General features: G+C 70.1%; 30 protein-coding genes. 14 read left to right on the forward strand and 16 right to left on the reverse strand.

Annotation, left to right across the window (positions count from 1 at the left end; translation table 11 throughout):
• Positions 1–72: 72 nt before the first annotated feature.
• Together AB0J69_RS08250 and AB0J69_RS08255 are read left to right on the forward strand one after the other, a co-directional pair.
• Positions 73–1,116 carry a DUF2293 domain-containing protein gene (locus tag AB0J69_RS08250; protein ID WP_364114225.1) on the forward strand — a complete coding sequence of 348 codons (1,044 nt, stop codon included), beginning with the start codon at positions 73–75 and terminating at the stop codon, positions 1,114–1,116.
• Between the two features lie 10 nt (positions 1,117–1,126).
• Entirely contained in the window at positions 1,127–1,498 is a 372-nt protein-coding gene (locus AB0J69_RS08255; protein ID WP_364114227.1) for an MmcQ/YjbR family DNA-binding protein, read from the forward strand.
• Here the strand turns inward: AB0J69_RS08255 and kynU are convergent.
• From kynU to AB0J69_RS08290, 7 genes are read right to left on the reverse strand one after another with little or no spacing between them, the layout of a single operon-like run.
• Positions 1,491–2,687, reverse strand: a complete 1,197-nt coding sequence (gene kynU / locus AB0J69_RS08260) for a kynureninase (protein ID WP_364114229.1) — start codon at positions 2,685–2,687, stop codon at positions 1,491–1,493. The genes AB0J69_RS08255 and kynU overlap by 8 nt on opposite strands.
• 2 nt (positions 2,688–2,689) lie before the next feature.
• Positions 2,690–3,811 carry an ABC transporter substrate-binding protein gene (locus tag AB0J69_RS08265; protein WP_364114231.1) on the reverse strand — a complete coding sequence of 374 codons (1,122 nt, stop codon included), beginning with the start codon at positions 3,809–3,811 and terminating at the stop codon, positions 2,690–2,692.
• A 13-nt stretch (positions 3,812–3,824) separates the two neighbouring features.
• Positions 3,825–4,793 (reverse strand): amidohydrolase family protein, encoded by a 969-nt coding sequence (locus tag AB0J69_RS08270; RefSeq protein WP_364114233.1) that lies wholly within the window; start codon positions 4,791–4,793, stop codon positions 3,825–3,827.
• 10 nt (positions 4,794–4,803) lie between these two features.
• Positions 4,804–5,319 (reverse strand): 3-hydroxyanthranilate 3,4-dioxygenase, encoded by a 516-nt coding sequence (locus AB0J69_RS08275; protein ID WP_364114235.1) that lies wholly within the window; start codon positions 5,317–5,319, stop codon positions 4,804–4,806.
• Positions 5,316–5,741: a RidA family protein gene (locus AB0J69_RS08280; RefSeq protein ID WP_364114237.1), complete on the reverse strand. Its 426-nt coding sequence runs from the start codon at positions 5,739–5,741 to the stop codon at positions 5,316–5,318. Before AB0J69_RS08280 ends, AB0J69_RS08275 begins: the two co-directional genes overlap by 4 nt.
• Positions 5,738–6,535 carry a fumarylacetoacetate hydrolase family protein gene (locus AB0J69_RS08285; protein ID WP_364114239.1) on the reverse strand — a complete coding sequence of 266 codons (798 nt, stop codon included), beginning with the start codon at positions 6,533–6,535 and terminating at the stop codon, positions 5,738–5,740. The genes AB0J69_RS08280 and AB0J69_RS08285 overlap by 4 nt, the downstream gene beginning before the upstream one ends.
• A complete protein-coding gene (locus tag AB0J69_RS08290; RefSeq protein ID WP_364114241.1) occupies positions 6,528–7,937 on the reverse strand; it encodes an aldehyde dehydrogenase family protein in 1,410 nt (469 codons plus the stop codon). The genes AB0J69_RS08285 and AB0J69_RS08290 overlap by 8 nt, the downstream gene beginning before the upstream one ends.
• Positions 7,938–8,077: 140 nt before the next feature.
• Here AB0J69_RS08290 and AB0J69_RS08295 point away from each other — a divergent pair, with 140 nt between their 5' ends.
• The 4 genes from AB0J69_RS08295 (at position 8,078) to AB0J69_RS08310 (ending at position 11,391) form a co-directional block, all read left to right on the forward strand.
• Entirely contained in the window at positions 8,078–8,782 is a 705-nt protein-coding gene (locus AB0J69_RS08295; protein WP_364114243.1) for a dienelactone hydrolase family protein, read from the forward strand.
• Between the two features lie 56 nt (positions 8,783–8,838).
• On the forward strand, positions 8,839–9,381 hold the full coding sequence (locus tag AB0J69_RS08300; protein WP_364114245.1) for a VanZ family protein: 543 nt from the start codon (positions 8,839–8,841) through the stop codon (positions 9,379–9,381).
• A gap of 152 nt (positions 9,382–9,533) precedes the next feature.
• Complete coding sequence (locus AB0J69_RS08305) at positions 9,534–10,286, forward strand: GntR family transcriptional regulator (protein WP_364114247.1); 753 nt, start codon at positions 9,534–9,536, stop codon at positions 10,284–10,286.
• A gap of 538 nt (positions 10,287–10,824) precedes the next feature.
• Positions 10,825–11,391, forward strand: coding sequence for a hypothetical protein (locus tag AB0J69_RS08310; RefSeq protein ID WP_364114249.1), 567 nt, complete (start codon positions 10,825–10,827; stop codon positions 11,389–11,391).
• A gap of 37 nt (positions 11,392–11,428) precedes the next feature.
• Here the strand turns inward: AB0J69_RS08310 and AB0J69_RS08315 are convergent, their stop codons facing one another.
• On the reverse strand, positions 11,429–12,466 hold the full coding sequence (locus AB0J69_RS08315) for a hypothetical protein (protein ID WP_364114251.1): 1,038 nt from the start codon (positions 12,464–12,466) through the stop codon (positions 11,429–11,431).
• Between the two features lie 150 nt (positions 12,467–12,616).
• Here AB0J69_RS08315 and AB0J69_RS08320 point away from each other — a divergent pair, with 150 nt between their 5' ends.
• Positions 12,617–13,138: a gamma carbonic anhydrase family protein gene (locus tag AB0J69_RS08320; protein ID WP_364114253.1), complete on the forward strand. Its 522-nt coding sequence runs from the start codon at positions 12,617–12,619 to the stop codon at positions 13,136–13,138.
• On the opposite strand, the gene AB0J69_RS08325 is transcribed toward AB0J69_RS08320, so the two are convergent.
• Positions 13,110–13,991: a hypothetical protein gene (locus tag AB0J69_RS08325; protein WP_364114255.1), complete on the reverse strand. Its 882-nt coding sequence runs from the start codon at positions 13,989–13,991 to the stop codon at positions 13,110–13,112. The genes AB0J69_RS08320 and AB0J69_RS08325 overlap by 29 nt on opposite strands.
• A gap of 74 nt (positions 13,992–14,065) precedes the next feature.
• On the opposite strand from AB0J69_RS08325, the gene AB0J69_RS08330 reads away from it, so the two are divergent.
• Positions 14,066–15,394: a hypothetical protein gene (locus tag AB0J69_RS08330; protein ID WP_364114257.1), complete on the forward strand. Its 1,329-nt coding sequence runs from the start codon at positions 14,066–14,068 to the stop codon at positions 15,392–15,394.
• Positions 15,395–15,608: 214 nt separating this feature from the next.
• Positions 15,609–15,770: a hypothetical protein gene (locus tag AB0J69_RS08335; protein ID WP_020540796.1), complete on the forward strand. Its 162-nt coding sequence runs from the start codon at positions 15,609–15,611 to the stop codon at positions 15,768–15,770.
• Positions 15,771–15,904: 134 nt separating this feature from the next.
• Here AB0J69_RS08335 and AB0J69_RS08340 read toward each other — a convergent pair whose 3' ends face one another.
• The 7 genes from AB0J69_RS08340 to AB0J69_RS08370 all read right to left on the reverse strand — a co-directional run bounded on the left by AB0J69_RS08340 (position 15,905) and on the right by AB0J69_RS08370 (position 22,633).
• The gene (locus AB0J69_RS08340) at positions 15,905–16,186 is read right to left on the reverse strand and encodes a metal-sensitive transcriptional regulator (RefSeq protein ID WP_364114259.1); all 282 of its coding nucleotides are present in this window, start codon (positions 16,184–16,186) and stop codon (positions 15,905–15,907) included.
• Between the two features lie 29 nt (positions 16,187–16,215).
• Positions 16,216–17,283 (reverse strand): glycosyltransferase, encoded by a 1,068-nt coding sequence (locus AB0J69_RS08345; protein ID WP_364114261.1) that lies wholly within the window; start codon positions 17,281–17,283, stop codon positions 16,216–16,218.
• Positions 17,280–18,083 (reverse strand): hypothetical protein, encoded by an 804-nt coding sequence (locus tag AB0J69_RS08350; RefSeq protein WP_364114263.1) that lies wholly within the window; start codon positions 18,081–18,083, stop codon positions 17,280–17,282. Before AB0J69_RS08350 ends, AB0J69_RS08345 begins: the two co-directional genes overlap by 4 nt.
• A 148-nt stretch (positions 18,084–18,231) precedes the next feature.
• Entirely contained in the window at positions 18,232–20,337 is a 2,106-nt protein-coding gene (locus AB0J69_RS08355) for a (Fe-S)-binding protein (RefSeq protein WP_364114265.1), read from the reverse strand.
• Between the two features lie 138 nt (positions 20,338–20,475).
• On the reverse strand, positions 20,476–21,057 hold the full coding sequence (locus tag AB0J69_RS08360) for a TetR family transcriptional regulator (RefSeq protein ID WP_364114267.1): 582 nt from the start codon (positions 21,055–21,057) through the stop codon (positions 20,476–20,478).
• Positions 21,054–21,827: a class I SAM-dependent methyltransferase gene (locus tag AB0J69_RS08365; RefSeq protein ID WP_364114269.1), complete on the reverse strand. Its 774-nt coding sequence runs from the start codon at positions 21,825–21,827 to the stop codon at positions 21,054–21,056. The genes AB0J69_RS08360 and AB0J69_RS08365 overlap by 4 nt, the downstream gene beginning before the upstream one ends.
• Positions 21,824–22,633: a sugar phosphate isomerase/epimerase gene (locus AB0J69_RS08370; RefSeq protein ID WP_364114271.1), complete on the reverse strand. Its 810-nt coding sequence runs from the start codon at positions 22,631–22,633 to the stop codon at positions 21,824–21,826. Before AB0J69_RS08370 ends, AB0J69_RS08365 begins: the two co-directional genes overlap by 4 nt.
• A 90-nt stretch (positions 22,634–22,723) precedes the next feature.
• Between AB0J69_RS08370 and AB0J69_RS08375 the strand changes: the two genes are divergently transcribed.
• Genes AB0J69_RS08375 through disA form a run of 5 tightly spaced genes read left to right on the forward strand, consistent with a single transcriptional unit; the run spans position 22,724 to position 26,726 of the window.
• Positions 22,724–23,422, forward strand: a complete 699-nt coding sequence (locus tag AB0J69_RS08375; RefSeq protein ID WP_364114273.1) for a class I SAM-dependent methyltransferase — start codon at positions 22,724–22,726, stop codon at positions 23,420–23,422.
• 41 nt (positions 23,423–23,463) lie between these two features.
• Complete coding sequence (locus AB0J69_RS08380) at positions 23,464–23,832, forward strand: MerR family transcriptional regulator (RefSeq protein ID WP_364114275.1); 369 nt, start codon at positions 23,464–23,466, stop codon at positions 23,830–23,832.
• Positions 23,833–23,834: 2 nt separating this feature from the next.
• A complete protein-coding gene (gene trxA, locus AB0J69_RS08385) occupies positions 23,835–24,146 on the forward strand; it encodes a thioredoxin (RefSeq protein WP_364114277.1) in 312 nt (103 codons plus the stop codon).
• 57 nt (positions 24,147–24,203) lie between these two features.
• Positions 24,204–25,610, forward strand: a complete 1,407-nt coding sequence (radA, locus tag AB0J69_RS08390) for a DNA repair protein RadA (RefSeq protein ID WP_364114279.1) — start codon at positions 24,204–24,206, stop codon at positions 25,608–25,610.
• Between the two features lie 39 nt (positions 25,611–25,649).
• Complete coding sequence (disA, locus tag AB0J69_RS08395; RefSeq protein WP_364114281.1) at positions 25,650–26,726, forward strand: DNA integrity scanning diadenylate cyclase DisA; 1,077 nt, start codon at positions 25,650–25,652, stop codon at positions 26,724–26,726.
• Positions 26,727–26,729: the final 3 nt, after the last annotated feature.

A 26,729-nucleotide genomic window follows, 5' to 3' on the forward strand; every position in this document is an offset into this window, starting at 1 on the left:
CTCACGACAAACTTGTCCCGTGAGCGAGCGAGTCATCGGATGCGGCAGTCTGCTCTCGGGGGAGGAGTCGCTGTGAGCAAACCCAACTTGGCCCGGCGGGTCGCGGAGGCGGCCGAGGTCGCGCTGACCACCCGGAAATACGTGACGTTCATCGACGTAGTGACGGGGCTGCGCTGGCTGCACTCCAGGCACGTGGACACCTGGCGGCAGGGCCGGGCGGCCACGCTGGCCGAGCTGGCGGCCGTCGACGAGGAGCGCCTGGTCACCACGGCCGCCCTGCTGCGCGACTGGGCGCGCGCCAAGGGGCTGAGGCCGGTGGACACGCCCTACGTCTCCGGCACCCGCGACCGCCGCGAGCTGCGCTTCACCGCGCGGCACCCGCAGGAGCCGTTCCGGGTGCACTGGCTGTCCCCCGACCTCAGCGAGGCCAGGGTGCGGCGGCTCACCGAGACGCAGAGCAAGGCGCCCGACCTGGTGGCGGTGGCCCCGCTCGACGCCTGGACATGCGCGTCCTGCGCCGACACCGGCCCCTACCTGATCATGGAGGACGACCGGCCGCACTGCCTGACCTGCGCGGACATGGACCACCTGGTGTTCCTGCCGGCCGGGAACGCGGCGCTCAGCCGCCGCGCCAAGCAGGAGAGCGGCCTGTCGGCCGTGGTCGTCCAGTACAACCGGCGGCGCAAGGTCTACCAGCGCCTGGGCCTGCTGGTGGAGGACGCCGCGCTGGCCGCCGCCGAGGACCGGTGCCTGGCCGACGAGGAGGTACGCCTGCGCCGGCGCGAGCGCGACCGCGTACGCCGGGCGGAGCAGGACGTCGACTTCCAGGCCCGGATGGCCGCCGAGATCGCCCGGCTGTTCCCCGGCTGCCCCGAGCCGCGGGCGCGGGAGATCGCCGAGCACGCCGGCCAGCGCGGCAGCGGCCGGGTGGGCAGGTCGGCGGCGGCCAGAGCCCTCGACGAGAACGCCATCACCCTCGCCGTGATCGCCTCGATCCGGCATCTCGACACCGACTACGACCGCCTGCTGATGGCGGGCGTGCCCCGGATGGAGGCCCGCGAGCAGATCAGGGACCGCATCGAGCGCAAGCTCGATGAGTTCCGCGGGCCGCGCTAGTGTCGAAAACATGAGCGACTGGCACGACACACGGGAACAGCTCCGCGCGTTCGCACTCGGGCTGCCCGAGGCTCACGAGGACCACCCCTGGGGTGACACGGTCATCAAGGTCAACAAGAAGGTGTTCCTCTTCCTCGGCGTCGACGAGCAGACCGAGAAGTGGGGTCCCGCGTTCGGCGTGAAGCTGCTGTCGGAGGCCCACGGCCACGCGCTGACCGTCGAGGGCGCCCAGCCGACCGGCTACGGCCTGGGCAAGGCGGGCTGGGTGACCGTGCCCTTCCTGTCGGCGCTGCCGGAGACCGAGATCCTGCTCGACTGGGTGGAGGAGAGCTACCGAGCGATCGCCCCCAAGCGCGCGATCAAGGAGCTCGACCTCAGGTGACGGCCAGCCGCGTGGCGTACCTCTCGTCCCGCCAGAGCTCCTTGTCCAGCACCTCCAGCAGCGTGGTGGCGGCGTCGTAGGTGTCGGCGTAGCCGATGTAGAGGGGCGCGAAGCCGAACCTGAGGATGTCGGGGGCGCGGAAGTCGCCGTGCACGCCCTGGTCGATCAGCGCCCGCATGACCGGGTAGCCGTCGGGGTGGCGCAGGCTCACCTGGCTCCCCCGCGCGGCGGGGTCGGCCGGTGAGGCCAGCTCCAGCCGGTCGCCGACCAGGTCGACGAAGAGCGAGGTCAGAGCCATGCTCTTGGCTCTGACCTGGTCCATCGGCACCCGCTCCCACACGTCGAGCGCCGCCTCCAGCGCCGCGAACGACAACACGTGCGGAGTGCTCACCGCGAAGCGCCTGATGCCCTCGGCGGGCCGGAAGCCGGTCTCGAACGCGAACGGCTCGGCGTGGCCGTGCCAGCCGGACAGCACGTTCTCGGCGGCGGCGTGGTGGCGGGGGTTCACGTAGAGGAACGCGGGCGCGCCCGGACCGGCGTTGAGGTACTTGTACGTGCAGCCGACCGCGAAGTCGGCCTCCGAGACGTCCACCTCCATGGCGCCCACACTGTGGCACACGTCCCAGACGATCAGCGCCCCGGCCGCGTGCGCCTCGGCGGTGACCGACGGCACGTCGTGGCGGGCGCCGGTGCGGTAGTCCACCTCCGACAGCAGCACCACGGCCGCGTCGTCGAAGCGCCGCTCGGCCAGGTCGCGCAGCTCGTAACCGCCGCCGAGCAGTTTGGCCAGGCCCTGCACCATGTAGTGGTCGGTGGGGAAGTTCCGCAGGTCGGAGACGATCACCCGGCGTTCCGGACGCAGCCTCAGCGCCGCCGCCACCGCCTGGAAGATCGCGATCGAGGTCGCGTTGCCCACCACGACCTGCCCGGGGCCCGCGCCGATCAGCGGGGCCAGCCGGTCGCCGGCCGTGAGCGGCTGCGCGTACCAGCCGGCGTGGTTCCAGCCGCCGACGAGCTGCCTGCCCCATTCGTCCTCGACGGTCCGCCGCACCCGCTCCGCGGTACGGCGGGGCAGCGCGCCCAGCGAGTTGCCGACGAGGTAGATGACCCCCTCGGGCAGTACGAACTCCTCCTTGAAGGCCCGCAGCGGATCCTCGGCGTCGAGGGCGAGGCACTGATCGCGATCCAAGTTCACTCCTGACGTGGGGGGATGGTGGCCAATACCCGGTTCACGCCATTCTGGTACTTCCGGACGTACCAGTTCTGCACCGGGTTGTGCCGCGCGTCCAGGCGGAACGTGCCGCGCGGCCCCGACAGCTCGCCCAGCTCCCCCAGCCGCCGCCCCAGATCGCCGCCCCTGGACAGCGCCGCGTCGATGAGGCGCATGGCGTCCCAGCTCTGCAGCGCCACCGCGGACGGGTTCTGGCCGGTCCTGGCCCGCCACCTGGCGACGAAGGCGGCGTTGTCCGGGTTGTCCAGCGCGGGCGAGTACATGCCGACGGTCGTGATGCCCTCGGCGTCCGGGCCGACGGCCCGCAGGACATCCTCGTCCGTCAGGTTCATGCCGGCCAGCAGCTCGATCTTGCTGTCGTAGCCGAGCCGCTTGAACGCGGTGGTGAACGCGACCGCCTCGCCGCCGGCGTAGAAGGCGTACAGGAGCTTCGCCTCCGGCGGGATCTGCTCGAAGTACGGCTCCAGGTCGGTGAGCCGGCCGTACGGCGTCAGGATCTGCTTGAGCGGCTCGGCCCCGAAGCCCTCGGTGAAGCCCCTGAGCGTCTCGACGCCCGCCGAGTAGTCGGAGGCCATGAGCACCACGCCCTGGCCGCCGTACCGCTCGGCGGCGTAGCGGCCGGCGGCGTGGCCGTGGTCGTGGTTGGTGTAGGAGACGCGGAAGACGTTCGGGCCGGCCAGCTCGTCGGCGCCCGCGTTGGCGACCACCACCGGCGTACGGCCCGCCTGGCCGGCCACCGCCACGGCGACGGGCGAGGCGATCAGACCGGTGATCGCGTCCACGCCCTCCTCGTCGATGAGCTTCCTGGCCGCCTGCTGGCCCTGCTCCGGGGAGCCCCCGTCGTCGGCCACGACCAGCTCGGCCGGCCTGCCGCCCAGGCGCTCGCCGTGGTCGTCGAGATAGAGGCGCATGGCGGTCTCCATGTCGTCGCCGAGCACGGCGTACACGCCGGTCTGCGAGATGATCGCGCCGATCCTGACCGGGCGCTCGTCCTCATCGGGCGGCGGCACCGACCCGCCGCACCCGGCGGCCATCAGCACCGCCAGGCCGACCGCGGGCAGCCCCAGCACGGGTACGCGCATGGGGTGGCTCCCTTCAGCCCAGGAACGCCTCGGCGTTGCCGGCGAGGAGCTTGGCGCGGGCCGCGCCGGACAGGAAGCCGGCGTTGCGGATCAGGTCACCCGAGGGTGACTCGCCCAGGGGATAGGGAAAGTCGCTGCCGAGCATCACATGGTCCTCCCCGAGGGTGTCGACGAGCAGCCGCAGCGCGCGCTCGTCGAAGACGGCAGAGTCGACGCTGAACCTGCCGAGGTAGTGGGACGGCGGCCGTTCGGAGCCGCCGACCACGTCGTGCCTGCGGTGCCAGGCGTTCTCGACCCGGCCGAGCCAGAAGGCGAACGAGCCGCCGCCGTGCGCGAAGCAGATCCGCAACGTGTCCGGCACGCGGTCGAACACGCCGCCGAGAATCATCGCCAGGATGGACAGGTGGGTCTCCGCCGGCATGCCGACCAGCCACTGCGCCATCCAGCGCGCGACGCGCGGCCCCGTGGGCATGTCCCACGGGTGCACGAAGACGGGAACGTTCCGCCCGGCGCAGTGGCGCAGGAACTCGACGACCCCGGGGTCGTCGAGGTCGCGGTCGCCGACGTGGTTGCCGATCTCCACGCCGCGGTGGCCGTTGTCCAGGCAGCGGTCGAGCTCCGCGCAGGCCAGCTCGGGGTCCTGCAGCGGCACCTGGCAGAACGGGATCAGCCGCTCGCCGGCGCAGATCTCCAGGGCCAGGTCGTTGAAGACCTTCGCGATCCGTACGCCCTGCGCGGCCGGCCGGTCGTAGCCGAAGAAGACGGGCGTGGGCGAGACCACCTGCCGGTCGACGCCGTCCTTGTCCATCCGTTCCAGCCGGACCCGGGGATCCCAGCAGTCATCCTGAATTTTCCGGAATTGTCGGTCGTTGATGAGGATCGTCGCTTCGCGCTCCGACTCGATCCTCAGCCTGGGCGCCCCGGGCCAGCCCAGCTCGGGCCAGCCCTTGGGCACGTGGTGCGTGTGTACGTCAGTGACCATAGAGGACCATCTAGCCCTTGCCAGGGTGCAGCGCGCCGCATTGACCGCAGGTGCGGGCCTTCTCGTCGCCGTAGAACGCCTCGAAGACCGGCGGCAGGTCCTTGACGATGTCGCGCACCTGCAACTCGACCTCGTGCACGAGGGCCCCGCACTCCATGCAGTACCACTGGAACTTCTCCAGCTCGCCCTCCGGCCGGATCCGCTCCACCACCAGCCCCACCGACCCGGCCTCGGGCCGCTGCGGGGAGTGCGGCACGCGCGGCGGCAGCAGCCACATCTGGCCCTCGCGGATGTGCACGGTCCCGGGGCCGTCCTCGGTGACGACGTTGACGTGCATGTTGCCGCGCACCTGGTAGAACAGCTCCTCGTACGGGTCCACGTGGAAGTCGGTCCTGGAGTTCGGCCCGCCGACCACCATCACGATGAAGTCGTTCGCCTTCTCGAAGACCACCTTGTTGCCGACCGGCGGCTTGAGCAGGTGGGCGTGCTCGTCGATCCACCTGGTGAAGTCAATGGGCGCAATCATGATCGCTCCTGCGGATGGTAGGCGACGGCTTGCATCTCGATGAGGAGATGGGGGTGCGGCAGCTGGTGCACCGCGACCGTGGTCCTGGTCGGCCCCTCCTCGTCGAAGAACTCGGCGTAGACCTCGTTGTATCCCCTGAAGTCGTTCATGTTCACCAGGTAGGTGGTGATCTGCACCAGGTCGGCGAGCGAGCCGCCCGCCGCCTTGAGGATGTCGCCGATGTTCTCGATGACCGCTCTGGTCTGGGCGCGGATGTCCAGGTTCGTCGCCCCGTACTTGTCCACCTCCACGCCCACGAACGTGTCGTCGGGCCGCCGGCAGCTGGTGCCTGAGACGTACAGGAAGTCGCCGGCCCGCTTGACGTGTGGAAACCGCCCTCGGGGGGTGGCCTTGCCCGGCACCCGGATGGCCTTGGGCCTCACTTCCCGAACACCGCCCGCACGGAGCCGAGTCCCTCGATCCGCGCCTCGAACACGTCCTCGGGACCCACGGGCACCACCGGCCCCAGCGCGCCGGTCAGCACCACGTCCCCGGCCCGCAGCGCGAAGTCGGTGCGACCGAGCCGGGAGGCCAGCCAGACGGCGGCGTTGAGCGGGTTGCCCTGGCACCTCTCGCCGGCGCCGGTCGAGACCTCCTGCCCGCCGCGGCTCATCGTCATCCCGGCCGCCCGCAGATCGAGCCCCGCCAGCGGCACGGGCGTGCAGCCCAGCACGAACGCGCCGCCCGAGGCGTTGTCCGCGATCGTGTCGGCCGCCGTGATGTCCCAGCCGGCGATCCGGGAGTCGGCGATCTCGATGGCGGGCAGCGCGAACTCCACCGCCCTGATCACGTCGGCCACCGTGAACGGCCCGCCCTCCAGGTCCCTGCCGAGCACCAGCGCGACCTCCGCCTCGGCCCGCGGCTGCAGGAACCGCTCCACCGGGATCGGCAGCCCGTCGCCGTGGCACATGTCCGCGAAGAGCATGCCGAAGTCCGGCTGGTCGACGCCGAGCTGCTGCTGCACCACCGGGTTCGTGAGGCCGATCTTCCTGCCGACCAGCCGCCGGCCCGCGCCGAGCGCCCGCCTCGTGTTGATCTCCTGTACGGCGTACCCGTCGGCCGCCGTGCTGACCAGGTCCCTGATCGGTGCGCAGGGCTTGCCCGAGCGCGCCGCCTCCGCCAGCCGGTCGGCGGCCTGGGCGCGCGCGTCCACTGCCTGGGACCATTCGTCATGCATCGGGCTGCTCCAGTTTGATGGTGATCGTGGTGGGTTCGGAGTAGAAGTCGAGTGACCGGGTGCCGCCCTCCCGGCCGATGCCCGAGAGCTTCACCCCGCCGAACGGGGTCCGCAGGTCGCGCAGATACCAGGTGTTGACCCAGACGAGCCCGGCCTCCAGGCGCTGGGCCACGCGGTGCGCGCGGTCGAGGTTGGTGGTCCACAGCGTGGCGGCCAGGCCGTAGTCGCTGCCGTTGGCCAGGTCGATCGCCTCGGCCTCGCTGTCGAAGGGGGCGACGTGGCACACGGGACCGAAGATCTCCTCCCTGTTGAACCTGGACCACTCCGACAAGCCTGTCACCACCGTCGGTTCCACGAAATACCCGGAATCGCGGTGATCGCCGAATACAGGGACGCTGCCCCCTGTGAGCACCTTGGCTCCCTCCGAGCGGGCCAAGGCATAGTAGGAGAGCACCTTGTCGCGATGCTCCGACGAGATCATCGGCTGGGGCTCCACCTCCTGGGCGCGAACGGCCAGCCGGGCGCAGAAGTCCTCGAAGATCGAGCGGTGGACGTACATCCGCTCGGTGCACAGGCAGACCTGGCCGCCGTTGGTGAAGACCGACTTCATGGTGCCCTCGACCGCCCGGTCGAGGTCGCAGTCCTCGAAGACCAGCCCGGCGTTCTTGCCGCCCAGCTCGAACGAGATCGGCTTGACCCGGTCGGCCGCCGTCTTCATGATCGCCGTGCCGGTCGCGGTGGACCCGGTGAACGTCACGGCGTCCACGCCCGGGTGCTCGACGAGCAGTTGGCCGGCCGGCCCGTGCCCGAAGATGATGTTGACCACGCCGGGCGGAAGCCCCGTCTCGGAGCAGATCTCGGCGAACACGGCGGCCGAGCCGGGCGTCTGCTCCGACGGCTTGACCACCACGGTGTTGCCCGCGACGAGGGCGGGCGCGAGCTTCCAGGTCATGAGCAGGAACGGCAGGTTCCACGGGACGATCACCGCGACCACGCCGTGCGGCCTGCGTACGGTGTAGCTGAGCGTCCCAGACAGGTGGAAGGCGTCGTCGGGGCGCTGGGCGGCGATCTCGGCAAAGGCGCGGAAGTTCGCGATGCCGCGCGGGATGTCGAGCGTGCGCGTCTGGTCGAGCGGCTTGCCCGTGTCGGCGATCTCCGCCGCCACCAGGTCGTCGAACCGGGCCTCGATGCCCTCGGCCAGGCGCCGCATCCACCCGGCGCGCTCGCCGACGGGCATCCCCGCCCAGTCGCGCGCCGCCTCCCTGGCCGCGCGCACCGCCCGGTCGGCCACCTCGGGATCGGCCTCGTGGACCTGTCTGACCACCGCGCCCGTCACAGGGTCGTGGACGGGAAACGCCTTGCCCGCGGCAACCGGCTGGCCACCGATGAAATGGGTCAGCACAACAGTCTCCTCATCTCTCCCTCACTCCCCGGTATAGATCGCCGTGCGCTCCCTGGACAACAGGGTGTTCCGGGACACGGAACCCCCGATCGCATCGTCTCGCCGGAACGCGGCGCGCGCCATGCGCGATGCTGGTGGACATGCAGACCCGTACAGATCGAATCGCCGCCCACGACGGCTCCTTCGACGTCCGCGTGTGGCTTCCCGACTCCGGCACCGGCCCCGGGCTCCTCCTGGTGCAGGAGATCTACGGAGTGGGCCCGTACATCGAGAAGGTCGCCCTCGACCTGGCCTCCCGCGGTTACGTGGTGGCCGCGCCGGACCTGTTCTGGCGCCTGCGACCGAACTGGCGGGGCGAGCACACGCCCGAGGGCACGCAGGCCGCGATCGAGCTGAGCGAGGGCTTCGATTTCGCGCAGGGCGTGGCCGACTGCGCCCTCACGGTCGCCCATCTGGACGCGCGGCCCGAGGTGAGCGGGGGCGTCGGCGCGCTCGGCTTCTGCCTGGGCGGCTCGATCGGCTACATGCTGGCCACCCAGGTCGAGATGGCCGCGGTCCTGTCCTTCTACGGCTCGGCCGTCCCCGACGCGACCGGCCTGATGGAGCGCATCGAGGCGCCGCTCCTGCTGGTGTTCGGCGGCAGCGACCCCTACATCCCGCGCGAGCGGGTGGCGGTCGTCGAGAAGGCCGCCGAGTCCAGGCCGAACGTGGTCATGCACGTCGAGGAAGAGGCCGGGCACGCCTTCCACAACAGCGAGGCGCCGATGTTCCACCACCCGGAGGCTGCGGAGCGTGCCTGGCGGGTGGCGCTGGCCTTCCTTGAGGAGCATCTTCCCGCCCGATGAGACCTGTCCAGATAGACATCTTCCGGTACCCCTAGATCAATCGCCATCATGGTCGGATGGCGCGGACGTGGGAATTGTGGGGAAACGTCATTATTGCTGGTACGTTTGCGCTCCCCCTGGGCTTGCTAGCAATCTTGCTCCTCTCCCGCCGCCGCGCCCGCGCCCTCCGTCCGGCGCCCCTGCGCACCTCGATCGCCGACGTCGGCATCGCGGTCGGGACCGCTCCATGGATATGGATGATCCTCACGCCGTCGGACGGCCGGGCAGGGGTCGGCCTGGTCCCGTTCGCCGACCTCGCGGACCTGGCCGAGGCGTCGTGGGAGGCGGTGTCGGTGCAGGTCGGAGGCAATCTGCTGGTCTTCGCGGCGCTGGGCGCGCTGCTTCCGGTACGCAGCCGAGCCATGTCCTCGATCGCCCGCGTTGCGGCCATCGCGGCGGCATTTTCGGTCCTGGTCGAGGTGCTCCAGTATGTGCTGCGCCTGGGTCGTTTCTCGTCCGTGGACGACGTCATCCTCAACACGGCCGGCGCGGTGATCTTCGCTTTGGTTACTCGCCGCTGGTGGGCCGATCGAATACCGGCCGGGACCGTTCCACGGTAACGGTCCGCTAAAACATCGCGGAATTCACCACACGGGCACGATCCGCTCAAAATCAGCCCGCGACCATCGCTTGCTTCTGTGCGATCGTGGACAAGACGGGGCAAGTTCTCTGGAGACGCCACAACCTGGTTGGTGACAGAGGGTGATCAAAGTTGTCTGAATCCCCGGTACCCCACGAGCCCCCTATCTATCGACGCATCGCCGACGGTCTCCGCGCCCGGATTCTGTCCGGCGAACTGCGCGACGGGGACCGACTACCGGGCGAGAACGCGCTCATGGCCGACTACGCAATCGCACGAGCCACCGCCAGGCAGGCGCTTGCCGTACTGATCAACGAAGGGCTGGCGGTGCCCAGACGAGGTTCGGGGGTTTACGTGCGGCTGTTCAAACCCATACGCAGGCACGGCTCGCGCCGTCTGTCACGAGAGCAGTGGGGTCAGGGGCGGGCCATCTGGGACGCGGACACGCGTGGCCGGCCTTTCACCGTGGACCGGGTGGAGGTGGCGTTGGAGCGAGCCACGGAGGAGGTGGCGGGCGTCCTGGAGAGCGGCGAGGTATGGGTACGGCGGCGCCGCTACTCGGTGGACACCAGACCCGTGCAACTGGCCACGTCCTACTTCCCCGCCCATCTGGTCGAGGGCAGCGCGATCACCCTCGCGGACACCGGCCCGGGCGGCGTCTATGCCAGGCTGAGCGACCTGGGCGTCCCACCCGCCCACTTCACCGAGGAGGTTCGGGCCCGGATGCCGGGGCCGCGCGAGAGCGGGCTGCTCGACCTGCCGGGCGGCACCCCCGTCATCGTTATCTCGCGGACGGCGTACACGTCGGGCGGGTTGCCGATCGAGCTCAACGAGATGGTGCTGGACTCGGCGGCGTACGTACTCCAGTACGACTTCGACGCGTGATTCAAACCGATCTGTCAAGCGATAGGTTGACCTGTCCATCACGATCATTGAATTCTCTAGAGAGGTGCCGCATCTTCTAAGGAGATGGAAACCTCGCCTGGGGGCCCGGGAAAGGTGGACAGCGATGTCCTTTGATCGGCACCTTGCCGAAATCGCCCGGGAATACCCCCAGTGGACCATCTGGCGGAGCGATGCGGGCCGCTGGTGGGCCACGAGACACCATCCGCTCAGCGCGGCGCAGCGCGATGCCGGATGTGCGATGACCATCGACGCGGACGACCCGGACGGCCTGCGCGACCAGCTCCGGGACCAGGAGAGGCGGGCCGGCGAGCAGACCACGTGGCGGGCCGGCCCCGCACCTCCTTGACGCAGGTCGTGGAGCGTTCCGCGACCGGCGTACACAAGCAGCCCGGTGCCGGGTCCAGCGTCTCGGCGGCCCCGGTACCGGGCCCCCAATCAGGAGGGGCCACGAACGCGGAAGCCTCCGACCCTATCGGGGGCGGGGGCTTCCGCTCCCCACCCCCGTAGAGTCGTCGGCATGCTGTTCGAGCGGCGCCTGCGCGAGGGCATCCAGGATGGTTCGATCACCCTGGCCTTCAGGCGATGGAAACGTCCCCAGGTCACGGCCGGCGGGCGCTACCGCATGGGTCACGGGCTGATGGCGGAGGTCACCTCGGTGGCGGTGACCTCCGCCGAGGACGTGACGGAGGAGGAGGCCAGGGCGGCGGGTTATCCGGACCGCGCCGCCCTCCTCGCGGACCTCGCGGCGCGGGGCTCCGACCCCATCCACCGCCTGGCGCTGCGCCTGGTACACGAGCCCGACCCGCGCGACGTGCTGGCCGCGAGCTCCACACTGGCCCAGGAGGAGGTGGCGGCACTCACCGCGCGGCTGGACCGGATGGGCCCCTGGGCGCTCCCCACGCTGCGGCTCATCGCCGCACGGCCCGGGGTGCGGGCCGGGGACCTGGCGCCGGAGGTGGGCCAGGAGGTTGCCCGGTTCAAGCTCAACGTCCGTAGGCTGAAGGAGCTCGGTCTGACGATCAGCCTGGAGACCGGTTACCGCGTCTCACCACGGGGTGCGGCCTACCTGGCGGCCAGGCCCTGACCCCTGTCCCCGCGAGGACAGGGGCGAGGCGGCCTGGTTACTTCTGCGCCTCCGACAGCCGGACGATGTGCACGTCCGTGTCGTCCGAGATGCCCTCTTCCTTGGGCTGCTGCTGCTCCTCGGGCTCGTCCTCCTCGACGATCACCCGCACGTCGTCCTGCGGGTTCTGCGGCGCCGGCGGCGTGGCGGCCTCGGGGACCAGCGGCCCGGCGTTCGACTCACTGCGCATGAGGTCACCGAGCACCGAGCTGATCTCCGTCAGCCGCCGCACGACCTCGGTGTGTGTGTTGGACAGGTATTCGACCCGCCGCCCCGCCTGCTCGTCCAGCGCGGCGGTACGCTGCCGCGCGGCGGCCAGCATCGAGTCGGCCTCCCCGCGCGCTCCCGTCGTGAGCTGCTCGGCCTGCGCGGTCGCGGACTGCACCAGCTGCTCGGCCTGCGCGGTGGCGGACTGCACCAACTGCTCGGCCTGGGCGTGGGCGGACTGCAGTGACTGCTCCGACTCGGACCGGGCCGAGGAGAGCAGCTGCTCGGCCTCGGACCGCGCCTCCCTCAGCGTCTCCTCGGCCTCCGTGCGGGCGGCGGTGAGCTGCTCCTCCGCGTCGCTGCCCGCCTGGGCCAGCATCCGCTCGGCGGCCTGCGTGGCCTCGCTCACCCGCCGCTCGGCCTCCGCCTGCGCGGAGGTGAGGATCTTGTCGGCGGTCTCGCGGGAGCTCGTGACGAGCCGGTCGGCCTCCGACTTGGCCGCGTCGCGCACGCTGGCGGCCTCGGCCTCGGCGTCCTCGCGCTTGGACGCGGCCTCCTCCTCTCCGAGCCGGAGGATCTGCGCGAGTCTGGGGCTGAGGTCCTCGTAGCTCTGAGGGGTCTCGACCATGCGCCGCCTGGCCTCGGCCAGCTCGATGCGGCCCTGTTCCGCCTGGTCGATCGCCCGTGCCAGCCTCTCCTCCAGATCCCGTATCTGGTTACGGGTACGGATCATGTAGTCGTGGACCTGGCGGCGGTTGTAGCCGCGCATCACGACTTCGAAGGTGTCCTCTTGCATCAGATCGGGAATGCTCTCGTGCTGGTGTGTCATGGGGGTTACCTAAGGGTGGTTTGCGTGAGGCGGGGGAAAACTGCGGGTTGTGAGGGTCTGGCGACGAGACGTCAGGAAACGACTTTCCTGCCATCTGCCCACGTCCGCAACCCGAACGCCATACCCCGACCTGGAATTACGATGTGTCGAATGTACATAGCAGCGTTGGACAACGGAGCAGTCCCAGACATACACCCTGAGGCGTACATAGCCCCCAGCGCCGTCGTGGTCGGCAACGTACGCGTGGGCCGGGCGTCCAGCATCTGGTACGGCTCCGTTCTCCGTGGGGACGACGAGCGGATCGAGATCGGCGCGGAGTGCAACGTCCAGGACCTGTGCTGCCTGCACTCCGACCCCGGCGAGCCCGCGATCCTGGAAGACCGCGTCAGCCTGGGCCACAAGGCGATGGTCCACGGCGCCCACGTGGAGTCCGGCGCGCTGATCGGCATCGGCGCGATCGTGCTGGGGGGCGCCCACGTGGGGGCGGGCACGCTGGTGGCCGCCGGAGCGCTGGTGGGCCCCGGCAAGAAGATCCCCGCGGGCGTGCTGGTCGCGGGCGTGCCGGGCAAGATCGTGCGTGAGCTCACCGACGACGACCGCGACTCTTTCGCGCGCACGCCGGACAACTACATGGCCAAGGCGCTCAGGCACCGGCAGGCGTCATCGCTTTGATCAGGACCTCGTCCGACACCGACGCGCTGTTGAGCGGGTCGGCATATTCCGGCAGCTCCGGCCTCAGGAAGCGGACGAAGTCGACCGTGACCTCGAGGTCGGGCGTGCCCTTGACCTGCGTGGCGTTGGCCTTGGCCGCGTCCTTCTTGAGCAGGCTGTAGCTGTCCCAGTCGGTGTAGGCCGTGATCCCCCACTGGAGCACGTCGGGCAGGGTCGACGGCCAGCGCCGGCCCACCTTCCACTTCCCGCCGTCCTCCTTGTACAGCGCGACGAAGACCCGGCCCACCCTGGCCAGCGAGAGCTCCACCCACCCGCTCTTGACGGCCAGCTCCTGCGGTTTGGAGCTGCCGTCCTGGGTGTACTTCACCTCGACCTGGCCGCTCTTCTCGCCGGTGCCGGTGGTGACCGACACCCAGTTGGGCTTGGCGTACGAGTTGGGCTGGCGGGCCATCAGCCCCCCGAGCGAGAACTTCCGCTTGGGCTGGCCGCCCTTCTTGCCCTCGACCTTGATCCGGGCGTGCATGACGATGTCCCCGGCGAGCTCCTGGTACACGAAGGGGCCCCGGAAGCCGTCGAACCAGGCCGAGGTCTTGGGCTCCAGGTACATCGAGCCCTTCACGGTCTTGTTCACGTCGTACTTGGCGATCCGGTCGATGTCCTTCTCGGTCTCGCTGAGCTTGGTCCACATCGTCAGGTCGGCGGCCTTGTCGAACTCCGTGGAGGCCGCGCCGACCTCCCCGCCGGGCGCCGGGGGCGTGGCGTTCTGTAGCGTGAGTATGCCGGGACCGGTGGGCGTCGGCCGCGCCGACGTGGACGTACCGCAACCGGAGAGCACGCTTACGACTGCCAACATCCCTGCTACCTTCGCCCTCATAGCGGACATTCTGCCGTGAAATGCCGATGGATGATCCGAGTACTCCCAGTACGATGACCGCCGTGCCACCCTGGGACGCGTTCACCGCCACAGAGGCGGAGGTCCGCGCGATGGTCGCGGACCCGCGCTGGCAGGGCCTTTCCGTGCCCGACCGCGCCCACGTGCTCGCTGCCAGAATTCTTGTGACCCCAGCCGGCGACCGATGGATCTTCGGAGCCCACGCCCGCTGGCACCTGCTCGACCCCGCCGACGGCCGCTGGCACCTGGCCCCGCCGCCGAGGGGCACGCGGGCCCGCCAGGTGGGGCACCCGGCGGCGGCCCTGCCGGACGACGTGGTGCCGGTCGGCTACGACTTCCACGCCGAGCCGGGCTCCGTCCAGTCGTTCGTCGGCCCCGACGTGCCCGAGAGCCTCACCGAGCAGGTCCGCGTGCTGGTACGCGCCGGCGGGCTCAAGTCGGAGCTGGACTACCCGCTGACGGCGTTCGACGAGATCTTCGCCTCCGACGTGCCGAGCACCGTGGCGGCCGTCTGGGGCACGATCATGTGGTGCGCTTACGCACCGGCCTTCGACGGCAACGAGCGGCTGATCACCGTGTTCGGCGAATACCTGCGCCGCCCGCTGCCCGGCGACGAGTGGGTGCGCTGGCTGCCCGCGCCGCCGCTGCTCGATCTCGTCACGCTCGTGGTGGAGCGGCTGCGGGCCGGGCGTTCGCGGGAGGCGCTCAGGCTGGCCGCCGTGATGGCGGACACGGCCCAGATCCTGCTGCTGGACACCCGCTTCAGGCCGCGGGCGCTGGCCCTGCTCACGATGGTGGAGCCCGTGCTGCGCCGGCCGGGGCTCGACGTCGTGCACGACGCCGCCGAGCCGGTGCGCCGGGCGTGGCTGGCGCGCTGCCCGGCGCGGCTGTGCCGGGCCCTGCTCGTGGAGAACGACCCGGAGGCGCACTTCTCCCACGCCCTCTACGACCTCGTGGAGGCGCTGTCCTTCATGCCGGACCCGCGGGAGGCCGCGGCCGCGTTCCTGGCCGACCTGTCCGACTCCAGGGGGACGCTGCCGGGGCGGCTGGACCACCGGCTGCGGCTGGCGTACGAGGAGCTGCGGCGCGCGGGGCGCACCGGCACGTCCGCCGCCGAGTCGACGCAGCCGGAGGGCTTCCCGGTCCGTACGGGCGGGGTCTCGGTCGCGCCGGCCCCGGTGCTGGAGGTGGCGCCGCCGGACCGGGCGAGCGGGGCGGCGGTGCTCGGGGCCGCGTACGCCATGGGGCTCGCGTGGGGCCGGCTGACGGGGGCCAAGGTGCCGGAGCGGGGGCTGGCGGGGCAGGCGGCACTCGTCCGTAAGATCGTCCATGAACGCGACGATCACCACACCGGTCACGCCTAAACCACTAATACCGTTATTTCACCCTTACTCCGCCTATATCGTTCTAACACTTATGATAACAGCAAATTCGCTGAATTGTGATCTCGGATTCGGGAAATGATCCTCCTGGGGGCCCAGCGGCGCGGAAAGGAATGACTCCGATGGGCCATGTCGCCGGAAGGGCCTCAGCCGTAACCTCGTAGAGGGTGTGGGCTGCGGAAGGAAGGACGACGCGGTGGGGCACGACGACCTGGACTCTCGGGTCCACGACCGTGTCGCGTTGGACGAGATTGCGCTCTACGCCGAGGTGCTCACGGCCGTGGCTGTCAGCGAGCGGCGGCTGACCTTGGACGAACTCGACGACGCGCTCGGATTGCGGACTTCGGCGAGCCGCTGAAGGACCAACACGATTACTAGCCCCGGGGACCTAGTTCCCGGCTCCAAAGGGGTCGGGAAGGTGGGTTTCCGGGGTTTCTCATAACTAGTCAATCCGCCGCCCGGTCCTCCGACTTACGGACGAGACGGCCACTCCTACGAACGCACGAGGCGGGCGATCGCCGCCGAGGCCTCCTTCACCTTCGCCTCGGCCTCGGGCCCGCCGGTGTTGATCGCGTCGGTCACGCAGTGCGAGATGTGCTCCTCGAGCAGCCCCAGCGCCACCGCCTGCAGCGCCCGCGTCGCCGCGGAGACCTGGGTGAGCACGTCGATGCAGTAGGCATCGTCATCGACCATGCGCTGCAGACCCCTGATCTGCCCCTCGATTCGCCGCAGGCGCGTCAGATAGGCCTGCTTGTCCCCGCTGTACCCATGCATGGTTCTACGGTACCCGTAACAGGTATCCGCTAGCGGAGATCGGCGATGAGCTTCTCCCACTGCTCGGCCACCTCGTCGGCCGAGTGGCGCACCGCCGTGTCCCGCGCCCCCGCCGCGAGCGAGCGCCGCCTGCGCTCGTCGTCGATCAGCGCCAGCAGCGCCGCCGCGAACAGCTGCGGGTCGCTGTCCGCCTCGGGCACCAGCACGCCGTTGTAGCCCGTCGCCACGAACTCCCTGGGCCCCCTGGCCCCCTCGAAGGCCACCACGGGCACCCCGCACCCCATGGCCTCCAGCACGGTCATGCCCAGGTCTTCACTGTGCGAGGTGTTGGCCACGATCGACGCCTTGGCGAACTCGCCCGCCAGATCCGGCGTGGTGCCCATGAAGTAGACGTGGTTGTGCAGGTTGAGGTCGCGCACCAGCGCGCGCAGCCGGCGCTCCTCGGGGCCGCCGCCGTAGAGCCGCAGCCGCCAGTCCGGCCGCTTGTCCGCCACGATCGCGAACGCCCGGATCAGCCGGTCATAAGCCTTCATCGGCACCCACCGCCCGCCGGCGGCCACGATCCGGTTGTCCATCCGCGAGCGCGGCCACGGGCCGCTCGGGAGCGCGTCCAGCACGCTGTGCACGACGGCCCCGTCGCCGAGGAGCTTGACCCATTCCTCCTGGGCCGACTCCGTGGCCGTCACGACGGCGCTCAGGCGCGGGTAGAAGCGTTGCACGGGACCCGGCACGGCCGGCCGGCCCCACTCACGGGCGATCCTGATGGTCTCGCGCGGTGCGTGCCGGGCGGCCTGGACGCCGATCCCGGGCCGGGTCGTGATCAGGACGTCGGACCTGAGGTTGCGCAGCACCCGCCACAGCGCCACCTCGGTGCGCACCTGGCCGCGCGGCAGCAGGTGCCTGACCCCCGGCCTGGCGTCGACGACGCTGCGCATGGTCACCTTCGGGCCGACGGGGAAGAACGGCTTCTCCTTCTGCCGCCTGATGCTGATCACCTCGACGTCGTGCCGCTCGGCGAGGGCGGTGGCGAGGTTCAGCGTGGCGCGGACGTCGCCCCGCATGGCGTACGCCGAGGCGAGGACCAGGCTGACCTTCATCCGCCGACCTCGATCCGCAGCTCGTCGTCCGCGGTGTAGCAGGGCTTGATGAGCACGCCGTCCACCCTGGCCGACGGGTAGTGCAGGCGGCGCCGCTTGCCGTCGACGTCGTCGAGTCGCGCGCCCAGCCGCAGCGGCGTGGGCACCCCGTCGACCTCCAGCGCGGGCTCCCAGGTGCCGGAGCTGGCCGCGCCGTCGGGGTCGGCGGCCAGCACGTCCACGAGGGAGACGGCGGCGTGGAAGCGCACCCCCTGCACCGTGGCCGTGGCCGACAGGTGGGCGCTCGTCTGCCGCCGGTCGAGCGTCAGGACGGCCTCGTGGCGGGAGTCGTCGTCCTCGAGCCCGGTGAAGGCCAGCAGGCCCATCACCTCGAAGCGGCCCTCCCTGAACCAGATGGAGCGCACCTCGGCCACCGGCTCGGCGTCGGAGATCTTCAGCGCCAGGAAGCCGTTGCGGGTGCGGTAGGAGCGGTAGGCGAGGGACCGTTTGCACAACGCGTACGCGTCGAGGTGGTCGAGCGAGAAGCCCGGGTCCACGCTGCGCAGCCTGCTGCGCTTGCCGTCATTGCGCAGATAGGCGTCCCAGCGCCCGGTGCTGAGCTCCAGCGGCGCCAGCGAGACCGCCAGCGTGGCCTCGCGCGCCCGCGCGCCTGGACTGCCGAGCAGCACGTCGCGTTCCACCCCCGTGGTGCGATGCCGGAGAACGAGTTCGGTGCCGTCTTCCAGTGGTTCGTCGATGGCTAGTCGCAGGGAGAGCACGTCGGCCAGGGTGACCTCGGCGTCCGTGACGACGACGCCCATCACGAGCCCCCTCCCCGTCGAATAGAGCCATGCGACGTTGAGGTTACCGTGATTTTCCCGTTATGTGGATGCCGGATTTCGCGCAGACACACCCGTTGACAGGCGAAACTCCTCCACATCAGATGTGGAGGAGTCCGACATCTCGTGGTCAGGAAGCTCCCTTGACCGACTTGATCAACAGCTGGGCCACATCCACGACTTCGAGCGACTCCTTGGCCTCGCCGTTGTTCTTCTTCTCGTTGATGGCGTCACCGAGCATCACCATGCAGAACGGGCAGGCGGTGGAGACGGTGTCGGGATTCGTGGTCAGCGCCTCGTCCACGCGCTCGGTGTTGATGCGCTTGCCGATGCGCTCCTCCATCCACATGCGCGCGCCGCCGGCGCCGCAGCAGAAGCCGCGGTCCTTGTGGCGGTGCATCTCCTGGGTCTGCACGCCGGGCACCTTCGACATGATGTCGCGGGGCTGGGAGTAGACCTTGTTGTGGCGGCCCAGGAAGCACGGGTCGTGGTAGGTGATCTTCTCCTCGATCGGCGTGACCGGGGTGAGCAGGCCCTCGTCGACCAGCTTGGACAGCAGCTGGGTGTGGTGGACGACCTCGTACGTGCCGCCGAGCTGCGGATATTCGTTGGCGAGGGTGTTGAAGCAGTGGGGGCAGGTGGCGACGATCTTCTTCACGCCCGCGTCGTTGAGCGTCTCGATGTTCTGCTGGGCGAGCATGTTGAACAGGTATTCCATGCCCAGCCGCCGGGCCGGGTCACCGGTGCACGCCTCCATCGGGCCGAGCACGGCGAACTTCACGCCCGCGATGTGCAGCAGCTCCGCGACGGCCTTGGTGGTCTTCTTGGCCCGGTCCTCCAGCGCGCCCGCGCAGCCCACCCAGAACAGGTATTCGGCGTCCTCGGGCATCTTCTCCTCGACGACCTCGACCTCGAAGTCGAGCTCCTCGATCCAGTCGGCCCGCTTCATCTCGGACATGCCCCACGGGTTGCCCTTGTTCTCCAGGTTCTTCACCATCACCCCCGCCTCGGACGGGAACGACGACTCCACCATCACCTGGTAGCGGCGCATGTCGAGGATGTGGTCGATGTGCTCGATGTCCACCGGGCACTGCTCGACGCAGGCGCCGCAGTTGGTGCAGGACCACAGCACGTCGGGGTGGATCACGCCGTCCTCGCCGACCAGCGGCTTCTCCAGCAGCGCCAGCACGTCGGTGTCCTTGTGCTCGACACCGCCCGCGGCCGCCATCAGGTACGGCGCCACCTTGAAGGCGTGGTCACGCTGGTCGAGGATGAGCATCTTCGGCGACAGCGGCTTGTCGGTGTTCCACGCCGGGCACTGCGACTGGCAACGACCGCACTCCGTACAGGAGTAGAAGTCGAGGAAGCCCTTCCACGTGGTGTCGCCGATCTTGCCGCGCCCGAGCCGCTCCGGGTCGAGGTCCTCGTCCTCGAAGTCGACCGGCTTGCCGTCCACACGCATCTCCGGCGCGCCGCCCAGGCCGTCGGGGCGGCGCGAGAAGAGCACGTTGAGCGGGGCGGTGAAGATGTGCAGGTGCTTGGAGTTCACCACGATGACCAGGAACACCAGCATGAAGCCGATGTGCAGGAGCAGCGCGATCTCCTCCAGCAGCCCGCTCTGCGGCAGCACGTCACCGAGCGCGAGCGACACGAAGGCGCCCGAGGAGTAGGGGAAGTTGCCGTTGGCGGCGGCCGCGCCGCGGGCGAGGAAGAGCGTCCAGATGATGTTGAAGATCATGAACAGGACGAGCCACGCGCCACCCAGGTGCGAGCCGGAGAAGCGGGAGTCGCGGCCGAGCGTCTTGGGCGAGTTCTTGACCCGGATGATCGCGAAGGCGACCAGGCCGAGCAGACACGCGACGGCGATGAAGTCCTGCAGGAAGCCGAGCACGCCCCAGGTCCCGATGAGCGGGATGTGGAAGTCGGGCCTGCCGGTGATCGCCCCCTGGATGATCGCGCCGTACGCCTCCACGTAGACGGTCAGCAGGATGAAGAACGCCCACATGACGAAGAAGTGCGCGGTGCCCGACGGCGTCCACTTGAGCAGCTTCTTCTGCCCGAACACCTCGACGAGCTGAGCCTTGAGCTCGTCGCCCACATGTGTCCTGGCATATTCGATGCGCTCAGGCGCGGGCGGTCCCACGGTCGCGAGCCTGTACAGGAACAGCGCCCTGCGGCCGGCCATTGCCACCGCCAGGACGGTCATGACGAGCCCGATGATGGCTACCCAGAGCACGGGGTCCTCCCACAGACGACGTTGGCTGTCAGCGTACGGTCACCCGCTGCGCAGGCATACGACCAGATCCTACCCACGAGTAACTTTACCGGTCTACGTGACATACCCTAAGGTCACCGACATATCCAGAACAATGCTCTAGGCGGTGAAGTACCTCTGGATGGTCGGCGCGAGCAGCTCGACCAGCTCGTCGTGACCGGCGCTGGCCAGCGGTTCCAGCTTGATGACGTAGCGGGCCATGATGACGCCCAGCATCTGCGCGAAGGCGGCCTCGACCCTCAGGTGCGGCACCCGCAGCCGGTCGGCCACCTGGAAGAGCAGGGCGTTCGTGATGAACTCCCGGAACATCGCGACCGCCTGGTCGTGGGTCACGGCCGAGCGGATCAGGGCCAGCAGCGGCTCCCTGGTCTCCTCGGAGGCGGTGACGCGCAGGATCATGCGTACGAGCCGCTCCCCGATCTCCTCGCGCGGTCCCTCCAGCAGCACCGGGAGGACGTCCTGCGGCGTGATCGGCAGGGCCATGGCCGCCGCGAACATACCGGCCTTGGTGTCGAAATAGTGGTGGACGAGGGCGGGGTCGACCTGCGCCTCCCTGGCGATGCCGCGCACGGTGGCCTTGTCGAACCCCTTCTCGGCGAAGACCCTCCGCGCCGCGGTGAGGATCTCCCCCCGCGTGTCGGCCGACCCGGGCCTGCGCCCGGGACGCCGCTTCACCGTCACCGGCCCACCGCCAGGTAGACCCGCATCGGCACGGACAGCAACCCCTCGGGGAACGCCTTGCGCAGCTCCACCCGCTGCCGCTCGACCAGCTCGTCGGCGCGCTCCTGCGACAGCGCCGCCATGTAGGAGTGGGAGCGCAGGTCCAGCAGGAAGTCCTCGATGCCGACCAGCCTGGTCCACGGGATCCAGCGCTCGGCGATCACCTCGAAGGCCGAGGCGATGGGCGGCACCGACCACTCCTCCACCGCGGGCCCCCAGTAGCTGGGAACCTCCTCCGCCAGGCGCGCCTCGTAGGCGGCCAGCCACTCGGCCTGCGCGGCGTGGTTGAGGTTCCAGCAGCCCGCGATCGCGCCCTCCGGCCGCAGCACCCGCCTGGCCTCGGCGATCGAGGCCACCGGGTCCAGCCAGTGCCACGACTGGGCGTAGGTCACCAGGTCGGCCACCCCGTCGGCCAGCGGCAGCACGTTGCCGTCCGCCAGCACGGCCGCGGCCGGGGCGCCCTCCTCGGCGCCGGTCCTGGACACCAGGCGCCGCAACATCGGCTCGCCCGGGTCCACCCCGATGACCCGCGCGCCGCGGGCCCTGAGCGCGCGCGTCATGATGCCGGTGCCCGCGCCGATGTCGACCGTGGTGGCGCCGTCCAGCTCGACGCCGGACACCTCGGTCAGCGCCCGGTAGAGCTCGTCGGGGTAGTGGGGCCGGCCGGCGTCGTAGGCGTCCGCCACGCGATCGAACGACCTGCCCAGATCTTTGATGGGACCTGTGTTCATGTGGATGCCGCCAGGTGCAGCCGGGCGAAGGCCAGCCCCTCCGCCAGGTCGTCGATCCGCTCGGTGCGGCTGGTCGCCTTACGGGTGTTGATCTCGAGGACCACCAGCCCGGAGTAGCCGTTGTTGGCCAGTCGCTCCAGCATCTGCGCGCACGGCTGGTTGCCCCTGCCGGGGACCAGGTGCTCGTCCTTGTTCGTCACGCCGATGCCGTCGGCCAGGTGCAGGTGCGCGAGCCTGTCACCGAGCTTGACGGCCATCTCCATGGCGTCGGAGCCCGACACGGCGGTGTGCGAGAGGTCCAGCGTCACCTGCGGGAAGTCGTAGTCGATCGGGTTCCAGTCGGGCGAGTAGGGCACGACGTCGTTGCCCCTGGCCCGCAGCGGGAACATGTTCTCCACCGCGAACGTGACATCGGTCTCGTCCCGCATCCTGGCCAGCCCGGTCTCGAAGTCGCGGGCGTAGTCGCGCTGCCAGCGGAACGGCGGGTGGACGACGACCGTCGAGGCGCCCAGGCGTTCGGCCGCCTTCTGCGCCTTGACCAGCTTCGCCCACGGGTCACGCCCCCAGACCCGCTGCGTGACCAGCAGGCATGGCGCGTGAATGGCCAGGACGGGTATCTCGTAGTGCGCGGAAAGCCGCTCGATCACGTCGATGTCCTGGCTCACCGGGTCGGCGCCGACCATGATCTCAACGCCGTCGTAACCCAGGCGGGCGGCCAGCTCGAACGCGTCAGGAGTGCGTTCCGGATATACCGAAGCGGTGGACAATGCGATCTTCGCATTGGGCACGCGGATGACATCAGCCACGCTGCCAGCCTAAGCCGGGGAAGCCGATCTGGCGCGCGAGCCCCTGTGGTGAGGCGCGTTCCGGGTTACCGCTCCATCTACTGTTGTGGCATGCCACGGATAGCGAAAGGTGCGATTCCCAGTCCGAACATCTGGAACACGCCCCAGGTCTACGAGCTGGAGAACCGTGCCGTCGATCCCGAGGGGGCGGCCGACGCGGCGATGCGCGCCCTGCGTCCCTGGGACGGCGCCACCGTGCTCGACATCGGCTGCGGCACCGGCTACCACCTGCCGGTCCTGGCCGCCCAGGCGGCGCGGGTGATCGGCGTGGAGCCGCACGGGGACCTGGCCACGCTGGCCCGCCGCCGCTGCGCCGGCCTGGCCAACGTGACCGTGCACGCCGCCGCGGCCCAGGACCTGCCGCTGCCGGACGCCGGGGTGGACGTGGCCATCGCGCGCTGGGCGTACTTCTTCGGTCCCGGCTGCGAGCCGGGGCTGCGCGAGCTGTCCCGGGTCGTACGCCGCGGCGGGGCGGCCTTCGTCGTGGACCTCGACGCCACGCGGGCGTCGTTCGGGCGCTGGTTCTCGCACACCGTGCCGACCTACTCCGCGCGCGAGGTCGAGGCGTTCTGGGATCTGCACGGCTGGCAGCGCCGGCCGCTCGACCTGCGGATGGCCTTCCAGCGGCGGGCGGACCTGGAGGCGGTGCTGCGTATCGAGTTCGCGCCCGAGGTGGCCGAGCAGGCCATCGCCGAGACGCCGGGCCTGGAGCTGCCCTACCCGAACGTTCTGCGCTGGCGCTACTTCTGAGGCTTGACCCTGACGCCGGTGTCAACGTTTACCGTGGTGGCATGCGCATCGGTGAGCTGGCGGAACGGACCGGAGTGAGCACCCGCTCGCTCCGCTACTACGAGCAGCACGGGCTGCTCAACGCCCGCCGCGGGTCCAACGGCTACCGCCACTACAGCGAGGACGACGTCAGGCTGGTGTCCGAGATCCGGGCCCTGCTCCAGATCGGTTTCACGCTGGAGGAGACGCGGCCGTTCGTGGACTGCCTGCGCCAGGGGCACAGCACCGGAGGGTCGTGCGCGGAGTCGGTCGAGGTCTACGAGCGCAAGCTCAGCGACATCGACCGGGAGATCCGCGTGCTGCTCGCCCGTCGCGCCGAGGTGGCCGCCCAGCTCGCCCAGTCGTGCCCAGGATGCTTTGTTAGGGGATGAAGATGATCACGTTGACCACGGACAACTTCGAGGAGCAGGTGCTCAAGAGCGACAAGCCGATACTGGTCGACTTCTGGGCCGAGTGGTGCGGGCCGTGCCGGATGGTGGCGCCCGTGCTGGAGCAGATCGAGTCGGAGTACGGCCTGGCGATCGGCAAGCTGAACACCGACGAGAACCCCGAGATCATGGCCCGCTACGGGGTGATGGGCATTCCGACGATGATGTTGTTCGAGAACGGCGAGCCGGTCAAGCAGATCGTGGGCGCCAAGCCGAAGCGCATGCTGGTCTCGGAGCTCGGCCTGGCCCAGGGATAGTCGTGGATCGCCGCCGCCTGTCGAAGATTGTCGGCGCCGGCCGCTAGCCTGCTCCGCATGGCCAAGACTGCCCAGAAGCCCGGATACCGCTGCGCAGAGTGCGGTTGGCGCACCACCAAGTGGGTCGGCAGGTGTGGAGAGTGCCAGGCGTGGGGCACGGTCGACGAGGAAGGCGCCCGCACCGGGGTCAACGTCGTCCAGGCGGGGGCCACCACCGCTCCGGCCCTGCCCATCGGCCAGGTCAAGGCGGAGATGGCGACCGCCCGCACGACCGGCGTGGCCGAGCTCGACCGGGTGCTGGGCGGCGGCCTGGTGCCGGGCGCGGTGGTGCTGCTGGCCGGCGAGCCGGGCATCGGCAAGTCCACGCTGCTGCTGGAAGCCGCGGCCCGCATCGCCGAGCGCACGACGGTCCTCTACGTGACGGGCGAGGAGTCGGCGGCCCAGGTGCGCCTGCGGGCCGACCGCATCGGCGCGATCCAGGACCAGCTCTACCTCGCCGCCGAGACCGAGCTGTCGGCCCTGGTGACCCACGTGGAGAAGGTCCAGCCCCAGCTGCTCGTGGTCGACTCGGTCCAGACGGTCGGCTCCGCGCAGGCCACCGGCGTGCCGGGCGGCGTGACGCAGGTGCGCGAGGTCGCGGCCAACCTGGTGCGCCTGGCGAAGGAGCGCAACATGGCCACCGTCCTGGTGGGCCATGTCACCAAGGAGGGCTCCATCGCCGGCCCCCGCACGCTGGAGCACCTGGTGGACGTGGTGCTCAGCTTCGAGGGCGACCGCCACTCCAGGCTCCGCATGGTGCGAGCGATCAAAAACCGGTTCGGCCCCACCGACGAGATCGGCTGCTTCGACCTGCACGAGCGGGGCATCGAGGGCATCACCGACCCGAGCGGGCTGTTCGTCTCCCGGCGCAGCGAGCCGGTGCCCGGCACCTGCGTCACCGTCACGGTCGAGGGCACCCGGCCGCTGCCCGCCGAGGTCCAGGCCCTCGTCGCCCGCACCGAGGCGCAGCAGCCCAGGCGCTCGTCCTCCGGCCTCGACACCTACCGCGTGCAGATGATCCTCGCGGTCCTGGAGCGCCGGCTCAACGCCCGCCTCGGGGGCTGCGACGTGTTCACCGCGACGGTCGGCGGCATCAAGCTGGCCGACCCGGCCGTGGACCTCGCGCTCATGCTCGCCGTCGCCAGCGCCGCCGGCGACAAGCCGCTGCCGGCCGGCCTGGTGGCGCTGGGCGAGGTGGGCCTGGCCGGCGAGCTGCGCCCGGTCAAGGACGTCCGCAGGCGGCTGACCGAAGCGGCGCGACTCGGTTTCAAGCGTGCCCTCGTGCCCGCCGGCTCCCTCGAGGAAGACACCCGCAGACGCGGCACCCAGCGCGCTCTGGTGCCCGTGGGGCCGGTGGCGTTCGCGCCCGGGTTCGAGGTGGTCCAGGCGGAGAACGTCTGGGACGCTCTCACACACGTCACATAGCGCGGCTAAGCTGAGGTGACCGATCGACACGGGGGTCAGGTGGATAGGAGCTCGGACGACCGCCGTCGCGAAGCCCTGGCCGCTGTAGCGCCGGGCACACCTCTGCGCGACGGCCTGGAACGCATCCTGCGCGGGCAGACCGGCGGGCTGATCGTGCTCGGCTACAACAGGGTCGTCGAAGAGGTCTGCAGCGGCGGCTTCGAGCTCGACGTCGAGTTCTCGGCCACCAGGCTCCGCGAGCTGGCCAAGATGGACGGCGCCATCGTAGTGAGCGGCGACCAGAAGATCGTGCGGGCCGCCGTGCACCTCGTGCCCGACCCCTCCATCCCCACCGACGAGTCCGGCACCCGCCACCGCACCGCCCAGCGCGTGGCCAGGCAGACGGGCCTGCCGATCATCGCCATCAGCAAGTCGATGCGCATCATCGCCCTCTACCTCGACGGCATCCGCTACGTCCTGGAGGAGTCGGCGGCCATCCTGTCCAAGGCCAACCAGGCCCTGGCCACCCTAGAGCGCTACAAACACCGCCTCGACGAGGTCTCCGGCACCCTGTCGGCCTTGGAGATCGAAGACCTGGTCACCGTCCGTGACGTGTCGGCCGTGGCGCAGCGGCTGGAGATGGTCCGCCGCATCTCCGACGAGATCAAGGGCTACGTCGTCGAGCTCGGCACCGACGGCCGCCTCCTGTCCCTGCAGCTCGACGAGCTGGTGGCCGGCGTCGACTCCGAGCGCGAGCTGGTCATCCGCGACTACCTCCCGGCACCCGCCGGCCGCCGCCAGCGACGCCTCCTGGAGGCTTTGCACGACCTCGACAAGCTGTCGGGCAGCGAACTCCTGGACCTCTCGGCGGTGTCCCGCGTTCTGGGCCACAACGGATCCGACCAGCTCGAAAGCCCGGTCAGCCCCCGTGGCTTCCGTCTCCTGGCCAAGGTGCCCCGCCTGCCCGCCACGGTGGTGGACCGGCTGGTCAACCACTTCGGCGGCCTGCAGAAGCTCCTGGCGGCCAGCATCGACGACCTGCAGGCGGTCGGGGGCGTCGGGGAGTCCCGGGCGCGCAGCGTCCGCGAGGGCCTGTCCCGCCTCGCCGAGTCCTCCATCCTCGAACGCTACGTCTGAGCC

It is taken from the genome of Nonomuraea sp. NPDC049709, from assembly GCF_040674815.1.
In the GTDB taxonomy this organism is placed as follows: domain Bacteria; phylum Actinomycetota; class Actinomycetes; order Streptosporangiales; family Streptosporangiaceae; genus Nonomuraea.

What these genes read in the sequence shown, in the direction of transcription:
- AB0J69_RS08330 (WP_364114257.1), top strand. Translation starts at nt 14,066, where the DNA reads ATGACCGCCGTGCCACCCTGGGACGCGTTCACCGCCACAGAGGCGGAG.
- AB0J69_RS08325 (WP_364114255.1), bottom strand. Translation starts at nt 13,991, where the DNA reads ATGTTGGCAGTCGTAAGCGTGCTCTCCGGTTGCGGTACGTCCACGTCG.
- AB0J69_RS08345 (WP_364114261.1), bottom strand. Translation starts at nt 17,283, where the DNA reads ATGAAGGTCAGCCTGGTCCTCGCCTCGGCGTACGCCATGCGGGGCGAC.
- AB0J69_RS08315 (WP_364114251.1), bottom strand. Translation starts at nt 12,466, where the DNA reads ATGACACACCAGCACGAGAGCATTCCCGATCTGATGCAAGAGGACACC.
- AB0J69_RS08295 (WP_364114243.1), top strand. Translation starts at nt 8,078, where the DNA reads ATGCAGACCCGTACAGATCGAATCGCCGCCCACGACGGCTCCTTCGAC.
- AB0J69_RS08350 (WP_364114263.1), bottom strand. Translation starts at nt 18,083, where the DNA reads ATGGGCGTCGTCGTCACGGACGCCGAGGTCACCCTGGCCGACGTGCTC.
- AB0J69_RS08300 (WP_364114245.1), top strand. Translation starts at nt 8,839, where the DNA reads ATGGCGCGGACGTGGGAATTGTGGGGAAACGTCATTATTGCTGGTACG.
- AB0J69_RS08365 (WP_364114269.1), bottom strand. Translation starts at nt 21,827, where the DNA reads ATGAACACAGGTCCCATCAAAGATCTGGGCAGGTCGTTCGATCGCGTG.
- AB0J69_RS08320 (WP_364114253.1), top strand. Translation starts at nt 12,617, where the DNA reads ATGTACATAGCAGCGTTGGACAACGGAGCAGTCCCAGACATACACCCT.
- AB0J69_RS08265 (WP_364114231.1), bottom strand. Translation starts at nt 3,811, where the DNA reads ATGCGCGTACCCGTGCTGGGGCTGCCCGCGGTCGGCCTGGCGGTGCTG.
- radA (WP_364114279.1), top strand. Translation starts at nt 24,204, where the DNA reads ATGGCCAAGACTGCCCAGAAGCCCGGATACCGCTGCGCAGAGTGCGGT.
- AB0J69_RS08275 (WP_364114235.1), bottom strand. Translation starts at nt 5,319, where the DNA reads ATGATTGCGCCCATTGACTTCACCAGGTGGATCGACGAGCACGCCCAC.
- AB0J69_RS08255 (WP_364114227.1), top strand. Translation starts at nt 1,127, where the DNA reads ATGAGCGACTGGCACGACACACGGGAACAGCTCCGCGCGTTCGCACTC.
- AB0J69_RS08310 (WP_364114249.1), top strand. Translation starts at nt 10,825, where the DNA reads ATGCTGTTCGAGCGGCGCCTGCGCGAGGGCATCCAGGATGGTTCGATC.
- AB0J69_RS08380 (WP_364114275.1), top strand. Translation starts at nt 23,464, where the DNA reads ATGCGCATCGGTGAGCTGGCGGAACGGACCGGAGTGAGCACCCGCTCG.
- AB0J69_RS08340 (WP_364114259.1), bottom strand. Translation starts at nt 16,186, where the DNA reads ATGCATGGGTACAGCGGGGACAAGCAGGCCTATCTGACGCGCCTGCGG.
- AB0J69_RS08375 (WP_364114273.1), top strand. Translation starts at nt 22,724, where the DNA reads ATGCCACGGATAGCGAAAGGTGCGATTCCCAGTCCGAACATCTGGAAC.
- AB0J69_RS08285 (WP_364114239.1), bottom strand. Translation starts at nt 6,535, where the DNA reads ATGCATGACGAATGGTCCCAGGCAGTGGACGCGCGCGCCCAGGCCGCC.
- trxA (WP_364114277.1), top strand. Translation starts at nt 23,835, where the DNA reads ATGATCACGTTGACCACGGACAACTTCGAGGAGCAGGTGCTCAAGAGC.
- AB0J69_RS08270 (WP_364114233.1), bottom strand. Translation starts at nt 4,793, where the DNA reads ATGGTCACTGACGTACACACGCACCACGTGCCCAAGGGCTGGCCCGAG.